The 22219-nt window shown below is 63.4% G+C and carries 18 protein-coding genes; 14 read left to right on the plus strand and 4 right to left on the minus strand.

The genetic code is table 11. The features are described 5' to 3' along the window. Positions 1-141: 141 nt before the first annotated feature. The 11 genes from M5B96_RS03395 (at position 142) to M5B96_RS03445 (ending at position 12890) form a co-directional block, all read left to right on the plus strand. Complete coding sequence (locus tag M5B96_RS03395; RefSeq protein ID WP_248795077.1) at positions 142-1218, plus strand: putative 2-aminoethylphosphonate ABC transporter ATP-binding protein; 1077 nt, start codon at positions 142-144, stop codon at positions 1216-1218. Position 1219: 1 nt separating this feature from the next. Continuing rightward, complete coding sequence (locus tag M5B96_RS03400) at positions 1220-2944, plus strand: putative 2-aminoethylphosphonate ABC transporter permease subunit (RefSeq protein WP_248795078.1); 1725 nt, start codon at positions 1220-1222, stop codon at positions 2942-2944. 53 nt (positions 2945-2997) lie between these two features. Beyond that, positions 2998-4020, plus strand: coding sequence for a putative 2-aminoethylphosphonate ABC transporter substrate-binding protein (locus M5B96_RS03405; protein ID WP_248795079.1), 1023 nt, complete (start codon positions 2998-3000; stop codon positions 4018-4020). Between the two features lie 149 nt (positions 4021-4169). Further along, the gene (locus tag M5B96_RS03410; RefSeq protein ID WP_248795080.1) at positions 4170-5306 is read left to right on the plus strand and encodes a TIGR03364 family FAD-dependent oxidoreductase; all 1137 of its coding nucleotides are present in this window, start codon (positions 4170-4172) and stop codon (positions 5304-5306) included. Further along, positions 5303-5908, plus strand: coding sequence for a phosphonate degradation HD-domain oxygenase (locus M5B96_RS03415; RefSeq protein ID WP_248795081.1), 606 nt, complete (start codon positions 5303-5305; stop codon positions 5906-5908). The genes M5B96_RS03410 and M5B96_RS03415 overlap by 4 nt, the downstream gene beginning before the upstream one ends. Positions 5909-6053: 145 nt before the next feature. Next, the gene (locus tag M5B96_RS03420) at positions 6054-6206 is read left to right on the plus strand and encodes a hypothetical protein (RefSeq protein WP_191489403.1); all 153 of its coding nucleotides are present in this window, start codon (positions 6054-6056) and stop codon (positions 6204-6206) included. A gap of 201 nt (positions 6207-6407) precedes the next feature. Continuing rightward, the gene (locus M5B96_RS03425) at positions 6408-7688 is read left to right on the plus strand and encodes an HlyD family secretion protein (protein ID WP_248795082.1); all 1281 of its coding nucleotides are present in this window, start codon (positions 6408-6410) and stop codon (positions 7686-7688) included. Continuing rightward, positions 7685-9850 carry a peptidase domain-containing ABC transporter gene (locus tag M5B96_RS03430; protein ID WP_248795083.1) on the plus strand — a complete coding sequence of 722 codons (2166 nt, stop codon included), beginning with the start codon at positions 7685-7687 and terminating at the stop codon, positions 9848-9850. Before M5B96_RS03425 ends, M5B96_RS03430 begins: the two co-directional genes overlap by 4 nt. After that, positions 9847-10857 carry a hypothetical protein gene (locus M5B96_RS03435; protein WP_248795084.1) on the plus strand — a complete coding sequence of 337 codons (1011 nt, stop codon included), beginning with the start codon at positions 9847-9849 and terminating at the stop codon, positions 10855-10857. The genes M5B96_RS03430 and M5B96_RS03435 overlap by 4 nt, the downstream gene beginning before the upstream one ends. Next, positions 10854-12236: an efflux transporter outer membrane subunit gene (locus M5B96_RS03440; RefSeq protein WP_248795085.1), complete on the plus strand. Its 1383-nt coding sequence runs from the start codon at positions 10854-10856 to the stop codon at positions 12234-12236. The genes M5B96_RS03435 and M5B96_RS03440 overlap by 4 nt, the downstream gene beginning before the upstream one ends. Positions 12237-12353: 117 nt before the next feature. Then, positions 12354-12890 (plus strand): hypothetical protein, encoded by a 537-nt coding sequence (locus tag M5B96_RS03445; protein ID WP_248795086.1) that lies wholly within the window; start codon positions 12354-12356, stop codon positions 12888-12890. A gap of 249 nt (positions 12891-13139) precedes the next feature. On the opposite strand, the gene M5B96_RS03450 is transcribed toward M5B96_RS03445, so the two are convergent. After that, entirely contained in the window at positions 13140-14513 is a 1374-nt protein-coding gene (locus M5B96_RS03450) for a DUF3482 domain-containing protein (RefSeq protein WP_248795087.1), read from the minus strand. Next, positions 14506-15885 carry a DUF2868 domain-containing protein gene (locus M5B96_RS03455; protein WP_248795088.1) on the minus strand — a complete coding sequence of 460 codons (1380 nt, stop codon included), beginning with the start codon at positions 15883-15885 and terminating at the stop codon, positions 14506-14508. Before M5B96_RS03455 ends, M5B96_RS03450 begins: the two co-directional genes overlap by 8 nt. Before the next feature lie 140 nt (positions 15886-16025). Between M5B96_RS03455 and M5B96_RS03460 the strand changes: the two genes are divergently transcribed. Beyond that, positions 16026-16538, plus strand: coding sequence for a dihydrofolate reductase (locus M5B96_RS03460; RefSeq protein WP_248795089.1), 513 nt, complete (start codon positions 16026-16028; stop codon positions 16536-16538). A gap of 39 nt (positions 16539-16577) precedes the next feature. On the opposite strand, the gene M5B96_RS03465 is transcribed toward M5B96_RS03460, so the two are convergent. Further along, a complete protein-coding gene (locus M5B96_RS03465; protein ID WP_248795090.1) occupies positions 16578-17969 on the minus strand; it encodes an L-cystine transporter in 1392 nt (463 codons plus the stop codon). A 244-nt stretch (positions 17970-18213) separates the two neighbouring features. On the opposite strand from M5B96_RS03465, the gene M5B96_RS03470 reads away from it, so the two are divergent. Both M5B96_RS03470 and M5B96_RS03475 read left to right on the plus strand, forming a co-directional pair. Continuing rightward, on the plus strand, positions 18214-19269 hold the full coding sequence (locus tag M5B96_RS03470) for a haloacid dehalogenase-like hydrolase (RefSeq protein ID WP_248795091.1): 1056 nt from the start codon (positions 18214-18216) through the stop codon (positions 19267-19269). A gap of 352 nt (positions 19270-19621) precedes the next feature. Continuing rightward, positions 19622-20203: a YopT-type cysteine protease domain-containing protein gene (locus M5B96_RS03475; protein ID WP_248795092.1), complete on the plus strand. Its 582-nt coding sequence runs from the start codon at positions 19622-19624 to the stop codon at positions 20201-20203. 77 nt (positions 20204-20280) lie between these two features. Here M5B96_RS03475 and ilvD read toward each other — a convergent pair whose 3' ends face one another. Next, entirely contained in the window at positions 20281-22128 is a 1848-nt protein-coding gene (gene ilvD / locus M5B96_RS03480; RefSeq protein ID WP_248795093.1) for a dihydroxy-acid dehydratase, read from the minus strand. Positions 22129-22219 lie beyond the last annotated feature (91 nt).

Here is a 22219-nt window from a genome sequence, read left to right on the forward strand (position 1 = left end):
GCCGCGAAGGCGTCGGCCCAGGCGACTCAAGTCTTCAACCCAAATCTACCAATACCACTATCGGCAACTTTGGCCTCGTTGCCACATAGCCTACGCATTCCCTCCCTAACATGACCCTCATCCGCTTGATGAGGTCCGTCCATGAACAACTCGACCGCCAACGCCCTGGCCAACCCCGGCGCACCGATGAAGGTGCGCGGTGTGCGCAAGCGTTTCGGCGCCTTCACCGCGTTGGACAATGTCTCCCTGGACGTGGCCGCCGGCGAACTGGTCTGCCTGCTCGGCCCGTCCGGCTGCGGCAAGACCACCTTGCTGCGCTGCATCGCCGGCCTCGAGCGTCAGGATGACGGTGAGCTGTTCCTCGGCGAACGCAACGTCTCCGAACTGCCACCGCAAGCCCGTGACTACGGCATCCTGTTCCAGTCCTACGCGCTGTTCCCGAATCTGACGGTCGAGGCGAATATCGCCTACGGCCTTGCCGGCAGCGGGCGCGAGGTAACCCGCAAGCGCGTCGGCCAGATGCTGGAACTGGTCGGCCTGCTCGGCAGCGAAAGGAAATACCCCGGGCAACTCTCTGGCGGCCAGCAGCAACGGGTCGCCCTGGCTCGCGCACTGGCCCCGGCACCCTCGCTGTTGCTGCTCGACGAACCGATGTCGGCCCTCGACGCGCGGGTCCGCGAGCATCTGTGCACAGAGCTGCGCCAGCTGCAACGCAACCTTGGCGTGACCACCCTGATGGTCACCCACAACCAGGACGAGGCCATGCTGATGGCTGACCGCATCGCCGTGATGAACAACGGCAAGGTCGAGCAGTACGCCACGCCCCAGGAAATCTACAACAAACCGGCCACGCCGTTCGTCGCCGAATTTGTCGGCCAGGGCAACTGGCTGCCGTTCCAACGCAGCAGCGACAGCCATGCGCGGGTCGGCGGCATGGATGTGCGCCTGGCCGATGGCAGCGCCCGCGCCGCCTCCGGTCGGCTGTTCTGCCGCCCCGAAGCGATCAACGTCAACCCGCCGGTGCATGAGGAAAACCTGTTTCCGGCGCGGGTGCGTGAAATCACCTTCCTCGGCAATCGCTGCCGCATGAGTTTCGAACTCAACCAATTACCCGGGCACGCGCTGTTGGCCGAAGTCGGCCCACAGGACATGCCGCGCCTAGGCGCGCCGGATATCTGGGTGGCCTTGCCGCCGCGCAGCCTCCAGGTCTTTGCCTGAGATGGCCGTGGAGATCAGCCTGCCGTTGTCCCGGCAATCGAGCGTGAAGGCCGCCCGGGCCGGCCTCGGCGACCGCCTGTTCGTGGTCGGCGGCAAGCTGCTCTGGCTCTGCCTGCTGGGCGTGGCGGTGCTGCTGCCGTTGCTGGCGATCTTCTGGCGCGGGTTCAGCAGTGAAGCCGGGCAGGGCGGGGGCTGGGTCGCGGCGAAGGAGCTGGTGAACAGCGACAACTTCCACTGGCTGCTGGGCAATAGCCTGAAGGTTTCCCTCAGTGTGGCGGCCATCGTCGTTCCCCTGGCTTATCTGTTTGCCTACGCCCTGCAACGGACGCTGATTCCCGGCAAGCCGCTGTGGCGCGCGCTGTCGCTGTTGCCGCTGATGGCGCCGTCGATGTTGCCGGGGATCGCGCTGGTCTATCTGTTCGGCAACCAGGGCCTGCTGCGTGGCTTGCTGTCGGAGAATATCTACGGTTTCTGGGGCATGGTTCTCGGCGAGGTCATCTACACCTTTCCCCATGCCCTGATGATCCTCATCTCGGCCTTGTCCCTGGCCGATGCGCGCTTGTTCGACGCCGCGTCGAGCATGGGCGCCAGTCCCTGGAAAGCCTTTCGCAGCATCACCTGGCCGGCCAGCCGCCAGGCACTGTTCGCCGCTTTCTGCCTGGTATTCACCCTGACCATCACCGATTTCGGCGTGCCGGTGGTGGTGGGTGGCGACTATCAGGTGCTGGCGCTGGAAGCCTACAAGGCGGTGGTCGGCCAGCAGCAGTTCGGCCGCGGTGCCTTGATCGGCATGATCCTGCTGCTGCCGGCGCTGTTCAGTTTCGCCGTCGATGCCTGGCTGCGCCGTCGCCATGGCGAAGCCATGAGCGGCCGGGCCCAGGTGTTCAAGCCGGCATCGTCGCGCCGCCGCGATGCCTGCTACCTGGCGATCGTGCTGTTGATCTGCGCGGCGCTGCTGCTGGTATTCGGCATGGCGGTGTACTCGTCGCTGGTGAAGTTCTGGCCGTACAACCTGTCGCTGTCGTTCAGTCACTACGCCTTCAATGCGACCACCGGCAGCGGCTGGCTGGCCTACCGCAACAGCCTGACCCTGGCCTTGAGCACAGCACTGATCGGCAGCGGGCTGATTTTCACCGGCGCCTACCTGATGGAGAAGACCCGTGGCCAGCGCGGTCTGAACCTGGCCCTGCGGGTGCTCGGCTTCGTACCGATGGCGGTCCCGGGCTTGGTCCTGGGCCTGGGCTACGTGTTCTTCTTCAACCTCAACGGCAACCCGCTGAATGTGTTCTACGGGACCATGACCCTGCTGGTGGTCTGCACCATCGCCCATTACCTGACCACCGCGCATATGACCGCCACCACCGCGCTGCGCCAGCTCGACAACGAGTTCGAAGCCGCCGCCCTGTCGCTCAAGGCGCCGCTCTACCGGCATTACCTGCGGGTCACGCTGCCGATCTGCCTGCCGGCGTTGCTCGACATCGTGCGCTACCTGTTCGTCTCGGCAATGACCACGGTGTCGGCGGCAATCTTTCTCTACAGCCCGGACACCATCCTCGCGGCGGTGGCGGTGCTGAACATGGACGATGCCGGCAACGTCGGCGGCGCCGCCGCCATGTCGAGCCTGATCCTGTTTACCTCGGTGGCCGTGTCGCTGCTGCTGGCCTGGGCTTCGCGCGGCGTATTGCGCCGCTCCCAGGCCTGGCGACAGAGCGAGTCGGGCCATTGAACCCGCGACAACGTTTTGCCCAACCCCAACCGCACTCACCAAGGAACCGCATCATGTTCAAGCCCCTGGCTCTTGCCGCTGCTGTCCTCACTGCTTTCAGCCTGAATGCCTTTGCCGCGAAAACCGAGCTGACCGTGTACACGGCCCTCGAGTCCGAGCAGTTGAGCGCCTACAAGAAAGCCTTTGAGGCGACCTACCCGGACGTGGAAATCAAGTGGGTGCGCGACTCCACCGGCATCATCACCGCCAAGCTGCTGGCCGAAAAGGCCCGTCCGCAGGCCGATGCGGTCTGGGGCCTGGCGGCTTCCAGCCTGGCGATCCTCGATCAGCAGGGCATGCTGCAAAGCTACGCACCCAAGGACCTGGGCAAGATCGGCAACAACTATCGCGACGCGGCGAACCCGCCGGCGTGGGTCGGCATGGACGTCTGGGCGGCGACCATCTGCTTCAACACCATCGAAGCCGAGAAGCAGCACCTGAGCAAGCCGGTGAGCTGGCAGGACCTGACCAAGCCCGAGTACAAGGGCAAGATCGTGATGCCGAACCCGGCGTCGTCGGGTACCGGCTTCCTCGATGTCAGCGCCTGGTTGCAGACCTTCGGCCAGCAACAGGGCTGGAAGTACATGGATGACCTGCACCAGAACATCGGCCAGTACGTTCACTCCGGCTCCAAGCCGTGCAAGCTGGCGGCGTCGGGCGAGTTTCCGATCGGCATTTCGTTTGAATACCCGGCTGTGCAGTTGAAGCGCCAGGGCGCGCCACTGGACATCATCCTGCCGAAGGAAGGCCTGGGTTGGGAGATCGAGGCCACGGCGGTGATCAAGGGCACCCCGCATGAAGAGGCGGCGAAGAAGCTGGCGGATTTCTCGGCCAGCCCCGCGGCGATGGAATTGTACAAGGAAAACTTCGCCGTGCTGGCGCAGCCGGGCATTGCCACGCCGCAGACCGAACTGCCGGCGGACTACGAGCAGCGCCTGATCAAGAACGACTTTGCCTGGGCGTCGAAGAACCGCGACGAAATCCTGACTGAATGGCGCAAGCGTTATGACGGCAAGTCGGAGAAATTGCCTCAGTAACATCTTTGTCTGACTCGCGGGCCTCTTCGCGGGCAAGCACCGCTCCCACAGGTTCGCGTCGAACACATCATGCGCGTACGACACGGATCTGTGGGAGCGGTGCTTGCCCGCGAACCGCGCAGCGGCCATTCCCCTCAGGACCCCCCTCAATGAAAAATCACAGCGACATCCTCATCGTCGGCGCCGGCATCCTTGGCCTGTCCCACGCCTATGCCGCCGCCCGGCGCGGTCTCAAGGTCACGGTCTTCGAGCGCAGCGCCACGCCCCTGGGCGCTTCGGTGCGCAACTTCGGCCAGGCCCTGGTCACCGGCCAGCCGCCGGGCATCATGTCCGAGCTGGCCCGCGCCAGCCGGGAGATCTGGGCCCAATGGGCGCAGCAGGCCGGCTTTGCGCTCAAACGCAACGGCTCGTACCTGTTCGCCCGCACTGAAGCCGAAGAGCATCTGCTCGAGGCATTTTGCGGCGGCCGCGCCGAGGTCCGGGGCTACCGCGTCGAGTTGCTGCGCGGCGCCGCGCTGAACGATCTCTATGGCGGCCAATTCAGCCATCACCGCGCCGCGCTGCACGGTCTGGACGACCAGCAGCTTTATTCCCGCGAGGCGATCCCGACGCTGATCGAGTACCTGCGCCGCGAGCTGGGCGTGACCTTCCACTTCTCGACCCTGGTTCGCGAGGTCGAGTCCGGCCAGTTGCACAGCACCGCCGGCAGCTTCCACGCGGGACAGATCATCGTCTGTTCCGGCCACGATTATCAGACCCTGCTGGCCGAACCCATCAGCCAGTTGCAACCGGGCATCTGCCGCTTGCAAATGCTCCGCGCCCGGCCCCGGGTCGAGCTGAACCTGCAACACGCCTTGCTCACCGGCTTGAGTTGCGTGCATTACGGCGCCTTTGCCGATCTGCCGGAAGCGGCGGCCGTCCAGGCCGAGATCCTGCGCGACAGCCCGCACCTGCACGAACACGGCATCCACCTGCTGATCAGCCCGACCCCTTATGGCGACCTGATCATCGGCGACTCCCACCACTACGGCAGTGACGCCTCGCCGTTCAATGCCGAACAGGTTGATACCTGGCTGCTGGAACTGGCCGAGCAGACCCTGGGCTGCAAGGTGCAGGTGCAGGAGCGTTGGCAGGGGGTCTACGGCGCCAAGGGGCCGGGACCGTTTTCGTTCCTGCGAGCCGCACCGGGATTGAGCGCCGCGCTGATGCACACGGGTGTTGGCATGAGCGTCGGCCCGGCCCTTGGCGAAGGCAATATTGCCCGCTTGCTGGGGGAGTCGGCATGAAGTCAGTCGAGCAGGTGCTGGACGAAGTCTTCGGTTTGTACCGGCAGTTCGGCAGCGCCGACTACATCGGTGAGCCGGTGTCCCAGCTGGAGCATATGTCCCAGGCCGCGCAGCTGGCATTGGCCGAGGGCTTCGACGACGAAGTGGTGCTGGCGGCGTTCTTCCACGATATCGGGCATATCTGCCCGTCTGATGAACAGCCGGGAGGGGACATGGGCGGTTATGGCGTGGTCAGTCACGAGCACCTCGGTGCCGACTACTTGCGTCGGTGCGGCTTCAGCGAGCGGCTGGCGCGGCTGGTGGAGTATCACGTTCAGGCCAAGCGTTTTCTGACATTGCGTGAGCCTGGGTACTACGAGCGTTTGAGCGAAGCGAGTCGGCGGACCCTGGAGTATCAAGGCGGTGTCATGACGGAGGACGAGGCCCGGGAATTCGAACTTGACCCGTTGTGCGCGGTGAGCCTGCGGATGAGGCATTGGGACGAGCAGGCCAAGCGTGAGGAAGTGCCGGTGATCGGCCTGCAGCTGTTACGCGCCAAGGCGGCGAAGTTCCTACATGCTCATGCGGCTTTGCGCTGTTCTCCGGAGACTATTCGGATATAAATAAATACGACCTTGACCGAAGATGGCTCTCGCAGTTCAAGCACGGCGCGTCGTTCCGGAACTGTCTGAAAGTTCGCTTCGACGGTGCTCTCGCCGGTCGATTCGATGTTGTCTTCATCCAATAATAATGCCGAGGTCCATACCCATGCTGGAAGCAACCCAACAAGAAAACACCCTTCAGGAAATGACCCTCGAAGAAACCCAGGACGTTCGTGGTTCCGGGTTCTTCACCGATTTCGGTCCGATCCTCGACAAAGCCGTCGACTGGATCTCCGAAGGCCTGAAAAAAGCCAGCTGATCGGGCACTTGATGCCAGGGCGATAGCTATCGCCCATTGTGTAGGAGCCGGCTTGCTGGCGATGGCGTCCGGATGGGCAACGCGAGACCTGACGGCCGTATCGCCCGCAAGCCGGTTCCTGCAGGGTGCATCGTGTCCCCAGTCTGTATTCCTTCATCGGCGCGTGCCCTGTCGCGTCGGTTGTCATGCACGAGTTCACCTATGCTTGAGTTGGGCAAGGTCGCGCCGCGAGCGGCGCCGGCCCCCGTGGTCTTCGCCTGGTTCGTCTGCCTGTTTTTCGCCGGTGGCCTGGTCTTGCTGTTTATCGGCAATTACGCGAAGAAAGAAGATGTCCAGGGCCGGGTCCTTACCCGCGATGTGGTCCGCATCACCAGTGAGCGCCCCGCTCATATCCGCGAAGTGCTGGTCGAGGCCGGTGCTTCGGTGAGCAAGGACCAGCCTCTGGTACGGATCCGTACCCTGGAGCCGGAAAGCTTCAACGAAGGCAGTGACAAACCCCTTTCCGCCCAAAGCGCCGAGCGCCTCGGCAGCCTGCTGGAGGACGCCGCCAGCGATGAAACCCAGGCCCGTTCGGCTCACGAAACCCAGAAAAAACTCCTGCAATTGCAGATCGAGCAGTTGCACAAGGATCTGCAACTCACCGCCACCATCAAGCGTTCGATCCAGCGCCGGGTCGCGATTGCCCAGGAAAACCACCAGCGTCACGAGCGCCTGGCGGCCGAAGGCGCGGTGTCCGTGGCGGCGCTGAACGAGGCGATCGTCAAGCACGAGACGGTCCTCCAGGACCTGGCCAACAACGACCTCGCCCAGGCCAGCGCGCAGCAGCGGATCCTCGAGCTGGAGCAGCGCGGCAGCGAAGCCGATCACACTCTTACCAGCCGTCTCAGTGACCTTGCCCGGCAACGGCATGACTTGCGCGAACGCCTCGAAAACCTCAACAAGAGCCAGGAATATGTCCTGCTGTCGCCCGTCGAGGGGGTGGTCGATGCCGTCTCGGTATTCCCTGGCGCCCGGGCCCAGGGTGGCCAGCCGATGATGTTGCTGCGCATCAGCCGGGCGCTGCAGGAGGCACCGGTGGTGGTCCTCGATGTCAGTCCCGCGGCCATCGGTTTCGCCGGCGCCGGTACCGAAGTCATCGTGCGGGTCGATGCGTTTCCCTATGAACGTTATGGCGTGATCAAAGGGCAGATCGTGCGCAGCACTGCCAGCACCTACCTGGAAGCCCCACCCGGTGCCAGAACCGATGGCGAGGAACCGGGGCCGACCTATCGGGCCGAGGTGAAGCTCGACTTTTCCGACCCGCGCACCAAGATCCGCCAGGACTGGCTCAAGGACGGCATGACCCTCAGCGGTTCGTTGCGCCTGGAGCGCCTGAACCTGATGGAGTGGCTGTTCCTGCCGGTACTCCGGGGGCTGGCCGGCAATCCGGACTATCTGCCGGCGTTGGGCACCCCGGCACGACCCGTGGGTGAGTCGGCATGAGCCGGCTCAAGCAGTCGCTGCGCGAAGCCCTGGCCCGTTCGCGGCAGCTGTTCCAGCGCACGGTCCCGGTGATTCTCCAGGACGAAATGTCCGAATGCGGCATGGCCTCGATTGCCATGGTCGCCGGCTATCACGGCAAGGCCCTGACCTTGCGCGAGATGCGCCAACGCTATCGGGTGGCGCGGGACGGCATGTCCTTGTTCCAGGTGATCAAGGTCAGCGAAGAACTGGGCTTCAGCTGCCGCCCGCTGCGCTTGCAACTGCATGACGTGCGGCAACTGCGCACGCCGTCGATCCTGTTCTGGAACAACATGCACTTCGTCGTGCTGCAATCCAGCAACCGCCAGGGGCTGCAGATCGTCGACCCGGCGGTGGGGCGGCGCTTCTATAGCTGGGAAGAGGCGCTGTCGATGTTCAGCGGCGCGGCGCTGGAAATGCTTCCGGGGCTGGGCTTCACCACCCAGGTCCAGCGGCGGCTGCCCGGTACCTTCGGTCCGCTTGGCGTGCTGCGCAACAACACCTGGCTGTTGCGCTACCTGGTGCCCATGGGCTTGCTCTCGGTGGTCGGCTACTTCGGCGCCATCGCCGCGCCCAAGCTGTTTTCCCTGACCATCGATGAAGTGGTGGCGAAGAACGACGAGGATTTCCTCTTTCTGATCCTCTATGTCTTTGGCGGGATCTTCCTGTTCAAGAGCCTCGCCGCCTGGCTGCGGGCGGTCCTCGACATGCGCCTGCGCATCGCCTTGAGCCAGGACCTGTCCACCGGGGTTATCGCCTGGCTGCTACGGCTGCCGGTGAGCTACTTCGAACGCCGGGCGCCCGGCGATATCCTGCGGCGGACCCAGGCCATCGACAAAGCCTTCGTGCAGTTCACCGCCGGCTGGATGGATATCGCCATCGACCTGGCCTTCGGCGTGGCATTCCTTGCGCTGATGGCCTTGATCAACGCCAAGCTGGCGGCCCTGTCGCTATTGCTGTGCCTGCTGTTTTTCCTGTTTCGCGGCCTGACCCTGCCGGTGATGGAGAAGCACCACAAGACCTCGATCGAAGCCGAGACGGCGCGCAACGTGACCTTGCTCGGCACCCTGGGCAACGTCGAGTCGATGAAGCTCTACAACTACGAAGCGGCCAAGCTGGCTAACTGGAGCAACCAGCACACCGACACCGAAATGGCCCGCGCCGGCGTCCAGCGGTTGCAGGCGATGAACCAGGTGGTGCACGAAGGGCTGTCCCACGGCCATTCGCTGCTGGTCAGCGCCCTTGGCGCGCTGGCCGTGCTCCATGGCGAGAACAGCGTCGGCGACCTGTTCGCCTTCGTCCTCTACAAGGACATGTTCATGGGCTGTGCGCTGAAGGTGGTCGACAGCTATATGAACCTGCGGCTGGTGAAGGTCGAGCTCAAGCGGGTCGAGGAAATCGTCGATGAGCCGGTCGAGCCGGTGGAGTCGAGTGTCTACAGCGCCGATCCCCTCGGCCAGCAGCAACCCTTGCGCTCGATCCAGATCGAGGGCGCGCGCTTTCGCTACAGTTCGTTCGACCGGCCAACCTTCGAGGAGCTGAGTTTCAGCCTGGAAGGCCCGTGCCGGCGCATCGCGATATTCGGCCCTTCGGGCTGCGGCAAGAGCACCTTCCTGAAAGTGCTCGCCGGTTTTTACAGCCTGGACGCCGGGCGCTTCAGGATCAACGGTCTGGCGATGCGGCATTTCGGTTTGCGCCGCTACCGCCAGAGTGTGGCCTATGTCACCGCTCACGACGAGATCATCGCCGGTACGGTGATCGAGAATATCCTGATGGACAGCGACCCACTGGACGGCACGCGTTTGCAGCGCTGTGTCGAGCAGGCCGGGTTGCTGGAGAGCATCCTGAAACTGAGCAACGGCTTCAACACCTTGCTTGGGCCCATGGGGGTGCAATTGTCCTCGGGCCAGAAGCAACGCTTGCTGATCGCCCGGGCGTTGTATCGGCGCCCGGAGTTGTTGTTGCTCGATGAGCCGACCTCCCATCTGGACCCCAGTGCTCGCGATGTCATCATCGAGACCGTGCGCCGCTTGCCCATGCTGTGTGTGATCGTGACCCACGACAAGGCCGTGGCCGCGGCCTGCGACACGGTGTTGCTGATGCATCAGGGGCGTTTGCGACCCTTGAGCGGCGCGGCGCGATGAATCCGTTTCGCCCGGGCTGGCCGATCCGCCGCTGGCTGTGGTGGATGCGTTGCAAGGCCGGGTTGCGGGTGCGCCTGGTGAAAGGGCTGGCGTTGATCTTTCGCCTGAAAATCGCACACCGAGGCTTGCCGCTGTTGCCGGCGATCCTGCTGCGGTTGCCGTCGGCGTGGCGCGGCCCGGACTACAACGCGTGCCGGCAGAACCTCGAATTGTTCGGACTGGAACCCCGCGCCTGTCGGCTGGTGGCCTGCCGCTACAGCGCCATCCAGTTGCAGTGCGCGATCTACCAGGTACTTTATCCGCGCAATCATCCCGAACGCTTGCGCGCCTGGATTCGCGCGATTGCCTGGCACGACCCCGAGCAACATTGGCCGCGTACGCGGGTGCGTTCGACCATCATCGTGCTGGCTCACACGGGCGAGTACTGGATGGCGGTGGCCTGCCTGATCGAGCGCTACCCGGCCCCGAAGCGTTTCATCATCCCGATCTGGAACTTCAACGATCCGCTGACCCGGCGCTCCCTCAAGAGCCTGGAAGCCTTCGGTCACCGCGTGGATATTCTCGACAGCAAGGATCCGAAAACCGCGCTGGCGATTGTCCGGGCGCTCAGGCGCGGCGACCAGGTGATCATCTTTGCCGACCTGCCGGTAAGCTTCGGCGGGGTGCGTTCCGGCGAGCCGGTGGATGGACTCCTGTTCGGCCGCGCCGCGCAATTCGTCAAGGGGCCGATGTTCCTCGCGGCGAAAATGAAGTGCGATGTACTGCTGGCGGGGCATCGTGCCCGGCTCGGCGGTTGCGGTGAACTGCATGTGATCCAGTGGATCGGCAGGACCGCCGCGGCGGATATGCAGGCGCACTGGGCGCGGGCGATGGAGGCGTTTATCGGCGCGGCTCCGGAGCAGTGGTTCTACCTGTCACGGATGGAGGCCTTCTATCAGCGGCAAAAGACCTCGGAGGAAAAAACCTCGGGACTGCCGGGGCTTCTGCAGCGGCGAGGGCTCGGATGACGGCGCTCTACCCGGTGCTGATGGTCCTGCTATTGGCGGGCTGTTCGTTCATTCCCGGCTACCGGCAGCCGTCGCCAGGCGTGGCCGAGCACTGGCGTGACGCGGGGGCGCAGGGCGATACCGGGTCGTTGCCGGACTGGCGCGAAGTTTTTCTAGACCCCGAGCTGCAAGCGCTGATCGAGCTGGCGCGCACGCATAACCGTGATCTGCAGGTTGCCGTCCTGCGTATTGATGAGGCGCGAGCGTTGTATGGGATTTCCGCTGCCGATCAATGGCCCGGCGGGGGCGTCGACGGCTCGGTACAGCGGCAGAAGATTTCCGCGGCGGACTCGCCTACCCGCAAGGCGGTGATCCATGAGCAGGGGCAGTTCCGGCTGGGCATCACCGCCTTTGAACTGGACCTCTGGGGGCGGGTCCGGGCGTTGAAAGCTGAAGCCGGGCAGCGTCTGGTCGCCCGTGAGGAAGATGCCTTGAGCGTGCAGATCAGCCTGGTCGGCGAGGTCGCGACGGCTTACTACGAGCATCGTGCCTATCTTGAGTTGCATCGGCAGAACCAGCGGTTGCTGGAGCGGGCGGGCGAGTCGAAACGTCTGATCGGGCGCCGCCAGGAACTGGGGCTGGCGAGCGAGCTGGAGTTGCGTCAGGCCGATGCACTGGCCTTGACGCTGGAGGCCGAAATGGCCGACGCGGACCGTCAACAACGCCTGGCCCTGAACCGGCTGGAGCTGTTGGTGGGGACGACACTGGAGCCTGGGCGGTTTTCCTCCGCGCCCGGCGGCGCTGGGCCGCAGTTGCCGGAGATCGCTCCGGGCCTGCCCTCAGAGTTGCTGGTGCGGCGTCCGGATATCCGCGCCGCCGAGGCCCGGCTCAAGGCCTTCAACGCCAATATCGGCGCGGCCCGGGCGGCTTTTCTGCCGAGCATTTCCCTGACCGGGTTCTTCGGTGTCAGCAGCCCGCAATTGAGCGAGCTGTTTTCCGGGGAGGCCAAGGGCTGGTCCTTCACCCCGGCCGTGACGTTGCCGTTGTTCGATATGGGCCGACGCCTGGCGCAGCTTGAGCTGTCCAAGGTGCAGCGTGAGATTGCCGTGGTCGAGTATCAGCGTTCGATCCAGCAGGCCTTTCGTGAAGTAGCCGATGCCTTGGCGTCGAACGAACCGCTCAATCGGCAGCTCGATGTGCAGCAACGGCTGGTGCGCAGCGAATCGCGCCGCGTCGAGCTGGCGCAGTTGCTCTATCAGGATGGCCTGAACAGCTACCTCGAAGTGCTCGATGCCCAGCGTGGCCTGAGCACGGCGCAGCAAGCGCTGATCAGGACCCGTTTGTTGCAGGTGGGCAATCGTATCTCGCTGTACAAGAGCCTGGGTGGCGGTTGGTCCTGAGTGGCGTCGCGTCTTTCCAGGCGATGTGCGATTTCGTACCCGAGGTCAGGAATCCGGCTCTGGTGAGCGCTGGTTATGGCGAATTAACGTGAGGACTCACATGGAAAGGAGTCTTTTATGCGTTATCTGAGAATGACCGCCCAGGATCGTAGCGGCAATGGCCGGGCTGATACCGTGTTGCTGCGCTTTTATGAAGAAGTCCCCGGCCAGCCCGACAAACTGGTGTTCAAGGCCGCGGCGGTCGACGTGAACGCCGATGGGGTGAGCGATTTGCAGTTCGGCGGTGACGTCAACCGTGATGGCAGGGACAACGCCAAGGATGAAAAGCTGATCCGCGCCTTTGCCAACAGTTTCCTGAAGCTTGGCTGGTTCAACCTGGGGAAAAGCTGGCAGCGTTATATCAAGGTGTTTGCCGAGAACTACCACCGCGACAAGACGCCCAATATCGTGAGACTTCATATTCATGAAGGGACCGGTACGCCGAGAAATCAAACCCTGATCTACAAAGCCTCGGTCCATGACACCGACAATGACGGGACCCTGGACTCGGTGGTTTACTTCGATCTCGAGGACGAGACGATTGTCAGCCGCAAGGAGGAGGAATGGGCGAAGTTCATGGGGCGGACCTTTTTGAAGTTCAAGTGGTATAGCTGAAAGCTCCGCAGTCGTTGCGCACAATGCCCGTTTGAGGTCGAGCCCACTCCTGTGGCGAGCAGGTTTGTCGGAACGCCGCTCCGCCGCTATGGGGCGCGAAGCGGCCCTAAGATCAGCGACCTCGGGGTGTCAGACAGAACGCAGTCACAGGTTTTGCGACTGCTACGCAGCCGAGCGCGGGCAAGCCCGCTCGCCACAGGACTGCGTTCGGCTTCAGCTTTGGCTGGCCGGTATTGCACCGAGACTCTGTCAGGATTCAGTCAGGCGACCCAGCAACAGGTCGATCTGTTCCTGGCGCTCTGGCTGGCTCAACCGGGCTTGGGGGTTGAGCGACGACCACTGCGGATGCGCCCGGGCCTTGTGCAAAGCATCGGGCAACTTGCCTTCACGCCAGTTGGTATCCGCCGGCAGGCTCATCTGGATGCTGTCCATCGCCGCATGCCCACGCGCCTCCAACGCTTGCAGCAGTTGCCGTTGACGCAGCGCCAACAGGCGCAGCACGCTGTCGTCGACGGTCAGTTCCCGTTGGCCCTTGAGTTTGCCCAGCAGGCGGCTGCCATAGCCGCGAGCGGTTTGCAGGGCGCCGCCGGCGATTGCTCCGGCGAGGGCGGCCGCACCGAGGGTCAGGCCACCCACCAGCAGGTCGATACCGGCACCCGCCGCCGCACCCGCGGCAATCCCCCCGCCGACCTTCACCCCCAGTTGCTTGAGGGTTTCCGGGTTGAACAGATCGTCGCCCCAGCGTCCGTCCAGTAGCGGCAGGTCGCCGGCCGCCGCGTCGTCGCGCCGGAAGCCGTAGAGCTTGAGCAAGGCTTCGACGCAGCGTTGTTCCCGCTGGCGCACGGCCTGGCGCAGCTCGCCGATGGCCCGGGTTTGCGCGTCGGCGGCACTGACCACGCTACGCCGACAGGCCGCACAGTCGATCAGCAGTTCGGCGATCAACCGGTTGGCGCTTTGCCGCCGAGCGAGGCGCTGGGCCTCCAGATCAAGGACCAGGCGTTCCAGCTGCGGACGCGCGCCTTCCAGCAACAACGCCAGGCTTTCATACAGACGCCGCTCGCCGTCCTCCGGCGGGGCCACGCTGTCAAACCGTACCAGCGCGTGCAGCCCCAGGCGGGCCAGGGCCTCACGCCATTCCGGTTCGCGCTGCTCGGCGCTGCTGACGAAATTGAGCACCGGCAACAGCGGCTTGCCGCAACTGGCGAGTACGCTCAGTTCGTCGCGGTATTTGGCCAGCACCGGCTCGCGGGCATCGATCACATAAAGCCCGGCATCGGAGGCCAGCAATTGGCGTAACACCTTGGCTTCCTGTTCGAAGCGCTGGCGGGCCTCGCTGCCGTCGAGAAAACGCGCGACACGGGCCGGACCGTCGAGACGTTCGCCGGGTCGATCCAGGCGTTCGAGGTAGTCGAGCAGGGCGATGGCATCTTCCAGGCCGGGGGTGTCGTAGAGTTCCAGCAGGGCTTCGCCGTCCACCGACAGCCGCGCACCTTCCACATGCCGGGTGGTACTGGGACGATGCGAGACTTCGCCGAAGCCGACGTCTCGGGTCAGGGTGCGCAACAGCGAGGTCTTGCCGACATTGGTGTGGCCGACCACGGCCAGTTTCAGGGCTCTAGTCATGGCCGCTCTCCAGCCAGTTCAGCGGAGCGCTGTCGGCGAAGGGCAGTTCCAGTTGTAGCAGGGCGCTGTGCCAATCGCCGAGGCGGTCGGCATCCAGGGCCTGGCCGGGTGGCGCTTGCAGCAGCCAGATGCGGGTCGCGCCGGCGCTGCGGGCCAGCTCGGCGATCAGCCCGAGGCTGCCACGGTCCGGCGAACGCCGTGGGTCACAGGCAATCGCCAGGCGCGCCGGCGGGAAGCGGGTCAATTGTTCGAGGAGCTTTTGCCGTGACTCGCGGCTGTCGAGGATACCGGCGTCCCTGACGGTTTTCGGCAAGGTTGGCGGCCAGGGGCGCTGGTTGTCCAGTTCGATGGCGACCAGCAAGGCGCCTTCGCTCTCCAGGGCGGTGGCGCCGGTCTCGGCGTTGTGCAGCGCCTCGGGTGCCGCATCGCTGACCCCCAGGCGTTCGCTGCTGGGCATCAGCCGTTCGCGCAGTTGCGCATAACCGGGCAGGTTGAGGTCCAGGCTCAGGGAGCGGCTGCCATGCCGCCAGCGCCACAGGCAAAACCCCGCCAGCAGCAGGCGCGGCAGGACGCCATAGACCACCAGCTCCCCCACCAGCCAGGAGGCCCAGGTGTGCCGGGCGTTTTCCAGGTTCAGCGCGCTATCGCCGCTGGCGCGGATCAGGTCGGGGTCGGGCAGGCCGAATCCGAGCAGGGCGGGCAGGGCGCCGAGGGCCTGGGTCACGGCGACAAAGGTGTCGCCGCGCAGCAGGGTGGTTTCCCAGACGAAGCCGTAGCGCCGGGTCGACATCAACAGCAGCAGCAGGACCAGGGCGCTGAGCATGGCCAGCAGCCAGAGACCATGCACCAGCGTGCCGATCGCCCAGCGATTGAGCCGTCGCCGTTGCAGCATCAGCAGCAGCGCGGGTGCCAGTTGCGCGGCCTGGGCATCGCGGGCGAGCTTTTCGCTGAGCCACAGCCAGAGACGGCCGAAGCTGGCCGCGTGTTCGCCGGCGAAGACCAGGCCCAGGGCCCAGCTCAGCAACAACAGCAGGTTCAGCCCGAGCAGGCTGCCCAGGGCCCAGAACACATTGACCGCTACCTGGCCGTTGCCCAGGGCGGCGAAGGCCATGCCGGCGCCGCTGACGATCACCAGCAGCGCCAGGACCAGCAGCGCCAGGCGCGCGCCTTGCAACCAATGGTGCAAGGCGGTGAGCAGGCCATCGCGTTCGGCCAGCCAGAGGGCGCGCTGCTGGATGCGGGTCGGCAGGTCGCCCCCCGCGGCGCGGGCGCGGCGATTGGCCTCGAGGTCTTCCAGCGGGCCTGCCTGTTCTTCGCGCAGGCGCACGGTCTCGGTCAGCCAGAGGCGGTGCAGGGGAGTCGGTTCAGTCACGCGGCATCCTGGGCTCAAGTGAGCTGGAAGCATAACCGCTGTGGCGGGTAGCTGCATCCCGCGGTCTGCGCAGGCAAGGGCCAGTTAATTTTGTCGGCGTATGTCCGAGTCGGCCCATGGGCTCTGGTATCCTCGGCGGCATGAACAGAACTCTCCCTTTAAGCCTGATCGCGGCCCTCGGTGAAAACCGCGTGATCGGCGTCGACAACAGCATGCCCTGGCATTTGCCGGCGGATTTCAAATACTTCAAGGCCACGACCCTCGGCAAGCCGATCATCATGGGGCGCAAGACCTGGGATTCGCTGGGCCGGCCATTGCCGGGCCGGTTGAACCTGGTGGTCAGTCGCCAGGCCGGTTTGCAGTTGGAGGGTGCGGAGGTTTTTCCGTCGTTGGAGGCCGCGCTGGTACGCGCTGAACAGTGGGCGCTGGAGCAGGGCGCGGACGAGCTGATGCTGATCGGCGGGGCGCAGCTGTATACCCAGGGCCTGGAGCAGGCGGACCGGCTGTACCTGACCCGCGTGGCATTGAGTCCGGAAGGCGATGCCTGGTTTCCGCAGATTGATGAGAACCAGTGGACGCTGGTATCGGATGAGCCGCACCCGGCGGCGGATGGCAAGCCGGCGTTCAGTTTCGAAGTCTGGGAAAAACGCTAAAAGCTTCGCGGGCAAGCATTGGAACAGGCGCCGGGGGACTCAAGCCTGCGCCAGCTCCCTATGCTCTTCAGCCTCCAGCAGTGCCTTGTCGGTCTGCTGCATGACCTGGCTGGTAATCGCCCCGGCGGTGATCGAACCGCTGACGTTCAGTGCCGTGCGCCCCATATCGATCAACGGCTCCACGGAAATCAGCAGCGCCACCAGCGAGACCGGCAAGCCCATCGCCGGCAGTACGATCAGCGCGGCGAACGTCGCCCCGCCACCGACCCCGGCCACTCCGGCCGAACTCAAGGTCACAATCGCCACCAATGTCGCGATCCACAGCGGATCCAGCGGGTTGATCCCCACCGTCGGCGCAACCATCACCGCCAGCATCGCCGGATACAGCCCGGCACAACCGTTCTGGCCGATGGTCGCGCCGAACGACGCGGCAAAGCTGGCAATCGACTGCGGAATCCCCAACCGCCGGGTCTGGGCTTCAATGCTCAACGGAATGCTCGCCGCGCTGGAGCGGCTGGTGAAGGCAAAGGTCAGTACCGGCCAGATCTTGCGGAAGAACCGTAGCGGGTTGATCCCGGCCAGCGACACCAGCAGCCCGTGGACCACGAACATCAGGCCCAGGCCGATATACGACACCACCACGAAACTGCCCAGCTTGATGATGTCCTGCAGGTTGGAGCCGGCGACCACCTTGGTCATCAGCGCCAGTACGCCGTAAGGCGTGAGCTTCATCACCAGGCGCACCAGGCGCGTGACCCAGGCTTGCAGGGTATCGATGGCATTCACCACCTTCTGGCCTTTCTCGGCATCGTCCTTGAGCAGTTGCAGCGCGGCCACGCCCATGAACGCGGCAAAGATCACCACGCTGATGATCGAGGTCGGCTTGGCCCGGGCCAGGTCGGCGAAGGGGTTCTGCGGAATGAACGAGAGCAGCAGTTGCGGCACATTCAGGTCGGCGACCTTGCCCGCGTAATCGCTCTGGATCACTTGCAGGCGGGCCAACTCCTGGGTGCCGGCCACCAGGCCTTCGGCGCTCAGGCCGAACAGGTTGGTCAGGCCGATGCCGATCAGCGCGGCGATGGCCGTGGTGAACAGCAGCGTGCCGATGGTCAGGAAGCTGATCTTGCCCAGGGACGTGGCGTTGTGCAGGCGGGCCACGGCGCTGAGGATCGAGGCGAACACCAGCGGGATCACGATCATCTGCAGCAATTGCACGTAGCCGTTGCCGATCAGGTCGAACCAGCCGATGGACGCCTTGAGCACCGGATTGCCGGCACCGTAGATGCCGTGCAGGGCGACCCCGAAGAGCACCCCCAGGACCAGGGCGAGCAGGACTTTTTTCGCCAGGCTGAAGGTGCTGCGGCGGGTTTGGGCCAGGCCCAGCAGCAGGACGAGGAATACCAGCAGGTTGAGAATCAGCGGCAGATTCATTGAAGCTCCGGAAAACGATAGGTGCCAATTACCCTAGTCGGCAATTGTCAGCCGGCAAGCCTAACAGCTTGATATATATGAATTTAATAACGATATGGAATGGTTCCTGTCGTTTTTGGAATAAGCCGCTGGCGCTTGGGCGTATGGGGATGACGTGATCGGAACACCGAGGGTCGTGCGTGGATGAGGACTGTCATATGCATTTGCTAGCGTGAATCACTTTCATTCAGGGAGAAAACCAACCATGAAATTCACCCCCACGCTTCTCGCCGCCGCACTTTGCCTGGGCCTTGCCGGCCAGGTCTGCGCCACCGAGTTGAAGCACTGGCCAGAAGCCCAGGCCCAGCAGTTGGATGCAATGATCGCGGCCAATGCCAACAAGGGTAATTTTGCGGTGTTCGACATGGACAACACCAGCTACCGCTATGACCTCGAAGAGTCCCTGCTGCCATATCTGGAAAACAAGGGCCTGATCACCCGCGAGAGCCTCGATCCGTCCCTGAAGCTGATTCCGTTCAAGGACACCGCCGAGCACAAGGAAAGCCTGTTCAGTTACTACTACCGCCTGTGCGAAGTCGACGATATGGTCTGCTACCCGTGGGTGGCCCAGGTGTTCTCCGGCTTTACCCTCAAGGAGCTCAAGGGTTATGTCGACGAGATGATGGCCTCGGGCAAGCCGGTGCCGACCACCTATTACGACGGCGATGTGGTGAAGAACACCGAAGTCCAGCCGCCGAAGGTCTTCACCGGCCAGGCCGAGCTGTACAACAAGCTGATGGAAAACGGCATCGAGGTCTACGTGATGACCGCGGCGTCGGAGGAGCTGGTGCGCATGGTCGCGGCGGATCCCAAGTACGGCTACAACGTCAAGCCGCAGAACGTCATCGGCGTGAGCACCTTGCTCAAGGACCGCAAGACCGGCGAATTGACCACCGCGCGCAAACAGATCAGCGCCGGCAAGTATGACGAGCAGGCCAACCTGGACCTTGAGCTGACCCCCTACCTGTGGACTCCGGCGACCTGGATGGCTGGCAAACAGGCAGCGATCCTGACCTATATCGACCAGTGGAAGAAGCCGGTGCTGGTGGGTGGCGATACCCCGAGCAGCGACGGCTACATGCTCTTCCACAGCGTCGATGTGGCCAAGGGCGGCGTACACCTGTGGGTCAATCGCAAGGACAAGTACATGACCCAGCTCAACGGCATGATGAAGAGCAATGCCGAGGCCCAGGCGAAAGAAGGCCTGGCGGTGACGGCGGACAAGAACTGGGTGATCGTCAAGCCCGAAGATATTCAGTAACAGGCAACACCGATCATTCCCGCCCGCTGGCGCGGGAACGCTCAAATCCGCCGTCTCTTGCGCGGCCAATGGAACAGCGTTCCATTGGCCGTACTGCATTTAATAATGCATCGGTAATTTCGCTTGTATTGGAACTGTCTTATAAACGCCCGGTTATTGTTTTTTTTTGCAATAACTGGCTGGCGTCCTGGGCGGCTGGCAACAGGGGTGATATTGACTGCGATGTTATAGCTTTCGTGGGCGTTAATTTATATCGAGGGTTTTTACCGGTTTATTAAAATTGGCGCTGTACGGTTTTTGTAGTTGATAGGTGGGTGGCCGTGCTTTTGAATTTTTATCTATGGGAGTGGTAATGGGAGCTTTTGCAAGGTATGCGAAAAATTTTGAAGGGACTTGCGGCAAGCTCAAACAAGGCGATTATATAAATCATCATGATCTGCGCAATAAAGATGGCGTCTGCTACGCGCTGTGCTTGACCTACCTTGCCATGCGCCGAAATGGCGTCGAGTTCCGCAGCGCCAAGGAGGAAGCGGCGACCTGGATTTACGCAGACAAGTTACAGGCGATTATCAATAGCCCGGATAATACACCGGGTCTTTTCCCGCAGGTTCCCCGGCGGGTTGAATTGGCGGCCCTGCAGACCGGTTGGCGAGTCTCGGGATATAACGCTTGCGTCGCACCCTATGTGCAAGTCACCGGTTATATGATGAATACCCCGGGAGCCTTTATCCTGGTTGCCGGAAAACATGCGTGCGCGGTGTTCAAGGAGGCGGATCAGAAAGTGCGTTTTTTTGATCCTAATTTTGGCCAGGCGACCTTTGCTTCGGCAAAGAACCTTTCCTTGTTTATCAGTGCTTTCTTTCAGGATCAAAAAATCCAGAAAGCCTATGGCATCAATCTCATGGACCCGGTGGTGGCCATTCGACTGCAGTGAAGTCGAGGGTTTTCTGAAAAAACGACGATATAAAAAAGCCCGGCACTTGAGCCGGGCTTTTCATCGTGCGGAGCTTCTCAAGGGACCAGCTTGTCCAGCATCGCCTTGTCACGCACCGCGCCCTTGTCGGCACTGGTGGCGAGCAATGCGTACGCCTTCAAGGCCGTGGTCACTTTGCGCGGACGCACTTCCACCGGCTTCCAGCCTTTCTTGTCCTGTTCGGCGCGACGTGCCGCCAGTACTTCATCACTGACCAACAGGTTGATCGAGCGATTCGGAATGTCGATCAGCACCTTGTCACCGTCCTGGACCAGGCCAATCGCGCCCCCCGCGGCCGCTTCCGGAGAGGCATGGCCGATGGACAGGCCCGAGGTGCCGCCGGAGAAACGTCCGTCGGTCAGCAGGGCGCAGGCTTTGCCCAAGCCCTTGGACTTCAGGTAGGACGTCGGGTAGAGCATTTCCTGCATGCCCGGACCGCCTTTCGGGCCTTCGTAACGGATGATCACGATATCGCCGGCCTGCACTTCGTCGGCGAGGATGCCGCGTACGGCGCTGTCCTGGCTTTCGAAGATCTTCGCGTTGCCTTCGAACACGTGGATCGACTCGTCGACGCCGGCGGTTTTCACCACGCAGCCGTCCAGGGCGATATTGCCATACAGCACGGCCAGGCCGCCTTCTTTCGAATAGGCATGCTCGACACTGCGGATGCAGCCGTTTTCACGGTCGTCGTCGAGGGTTTCCCAACGGGTCGACTGGCTGAACGCGGTCTGGGTCGGGATACCGGCGGGACCGGCCTTGAAGAAGGTGTGCACCGCTTCATCGTTGGTCTGGGTGATGTCCCATTTGGCGAGGCCCTCGGCCAGGGTCTTGCTGTGCACGGTCGGCAGGTCGGTGTGCAGCAGGCCGCCACGGGCCAGTTCGCCGAGGATGCTGAAGATCCCGCCGGCGCGGTGCACGTCTTCCATATGGTATTTCTGGATGTTCGGCGCGACTTTGCACAGTTGCGGTACGTGCCGGGACAGGCGGTCGATGTCCCGCAGGTCGAAATCGATCTCGGCTTCCTGGGCGGCGGCCAGCAGGTGCAGGATGGTGTTGGTGGAACCGCCCATGGCGATGTCCAGGGTCATGGCGTTTTCGAACGCCTTGATATTGGCGATATTGCGCGGCAGCACCGAGTCATCGTTGTCGCCGTAGTAGCGTTGGCACAGCTCGACGATGGTACGACCGGCCTGGAGGAACAGTTGCTCGCGGTCGGAGTGGGTCGCCAGCGCCGAACCGTTGCCCGGCAGGGCCAGGCCCAGGGCTTCGGTAAGACAGTTCATCGAGTTGGCGGTGAACATGCCGGAGCACGAGCCGCAGGTCGGGCAAGCGCTGCGCTCGTACTCGGCAACCTTCTCGTCAGAAGCGCTGGAGTCGGCGGCGATGACCATGGCGTCCACCAGGTCGAGGCCGTGGGCGGCCAGTTTGGTCTTGCCGGCCTCCATCGGGCCGCCGGAAACGAAGATCACCGGAATGTTCAGGCGCAGGGCGGCCATCAGCATGCCCGGGGTGATCTTGTCGCAGTTGGAGATGCAGACGATGGCGTCGGCGCAGTGGGCGTTGACCATGTATTCGACGGAGTCGGCGATGATTTCGCGGCTCGGCAGCGAATAGAGCATGCCGTCGTGGCCCATGGCGATGCCGTCATCCACGGCGATGGTGTTGAATTCCTTGGCCACGCCACCGGCACGTTCGATTTCACGGGCGACCAGTTGACCCATGTCCTTGAGGTGGACGTGGCCGGGGACGAACTGGGTGAAGGAGTTGGCGACGGCGATGATCGGTTTCTTGAAGTCGGCGTCTTTCATCCCCGTGGCGCGCCAGAGGGCGCGGGCACCGGCCATGTTGCGGCCGTGGGTGGATGTTTTCGAGCGGTAATCAGGCATGGAGCACTCCGGGCGGCTAATCAGGTACACAAAGGGAAGTGAGCTTCTATGGGCCTCTGGCGCACACCGAAAATAGCCGGGTGCCCGAAAG

The sequence above is a fragment of the Pseudomonas sp. MWU13-2105 genome (assembly GCF_023242315.1).
In the GTDB taxonomy this organism is placed as follows: Bacteria; Pseudomonadota; Gammaproteobacteria; order Pseudomonadales; family Pseudomonadaceae; genus Aquipseudomonas.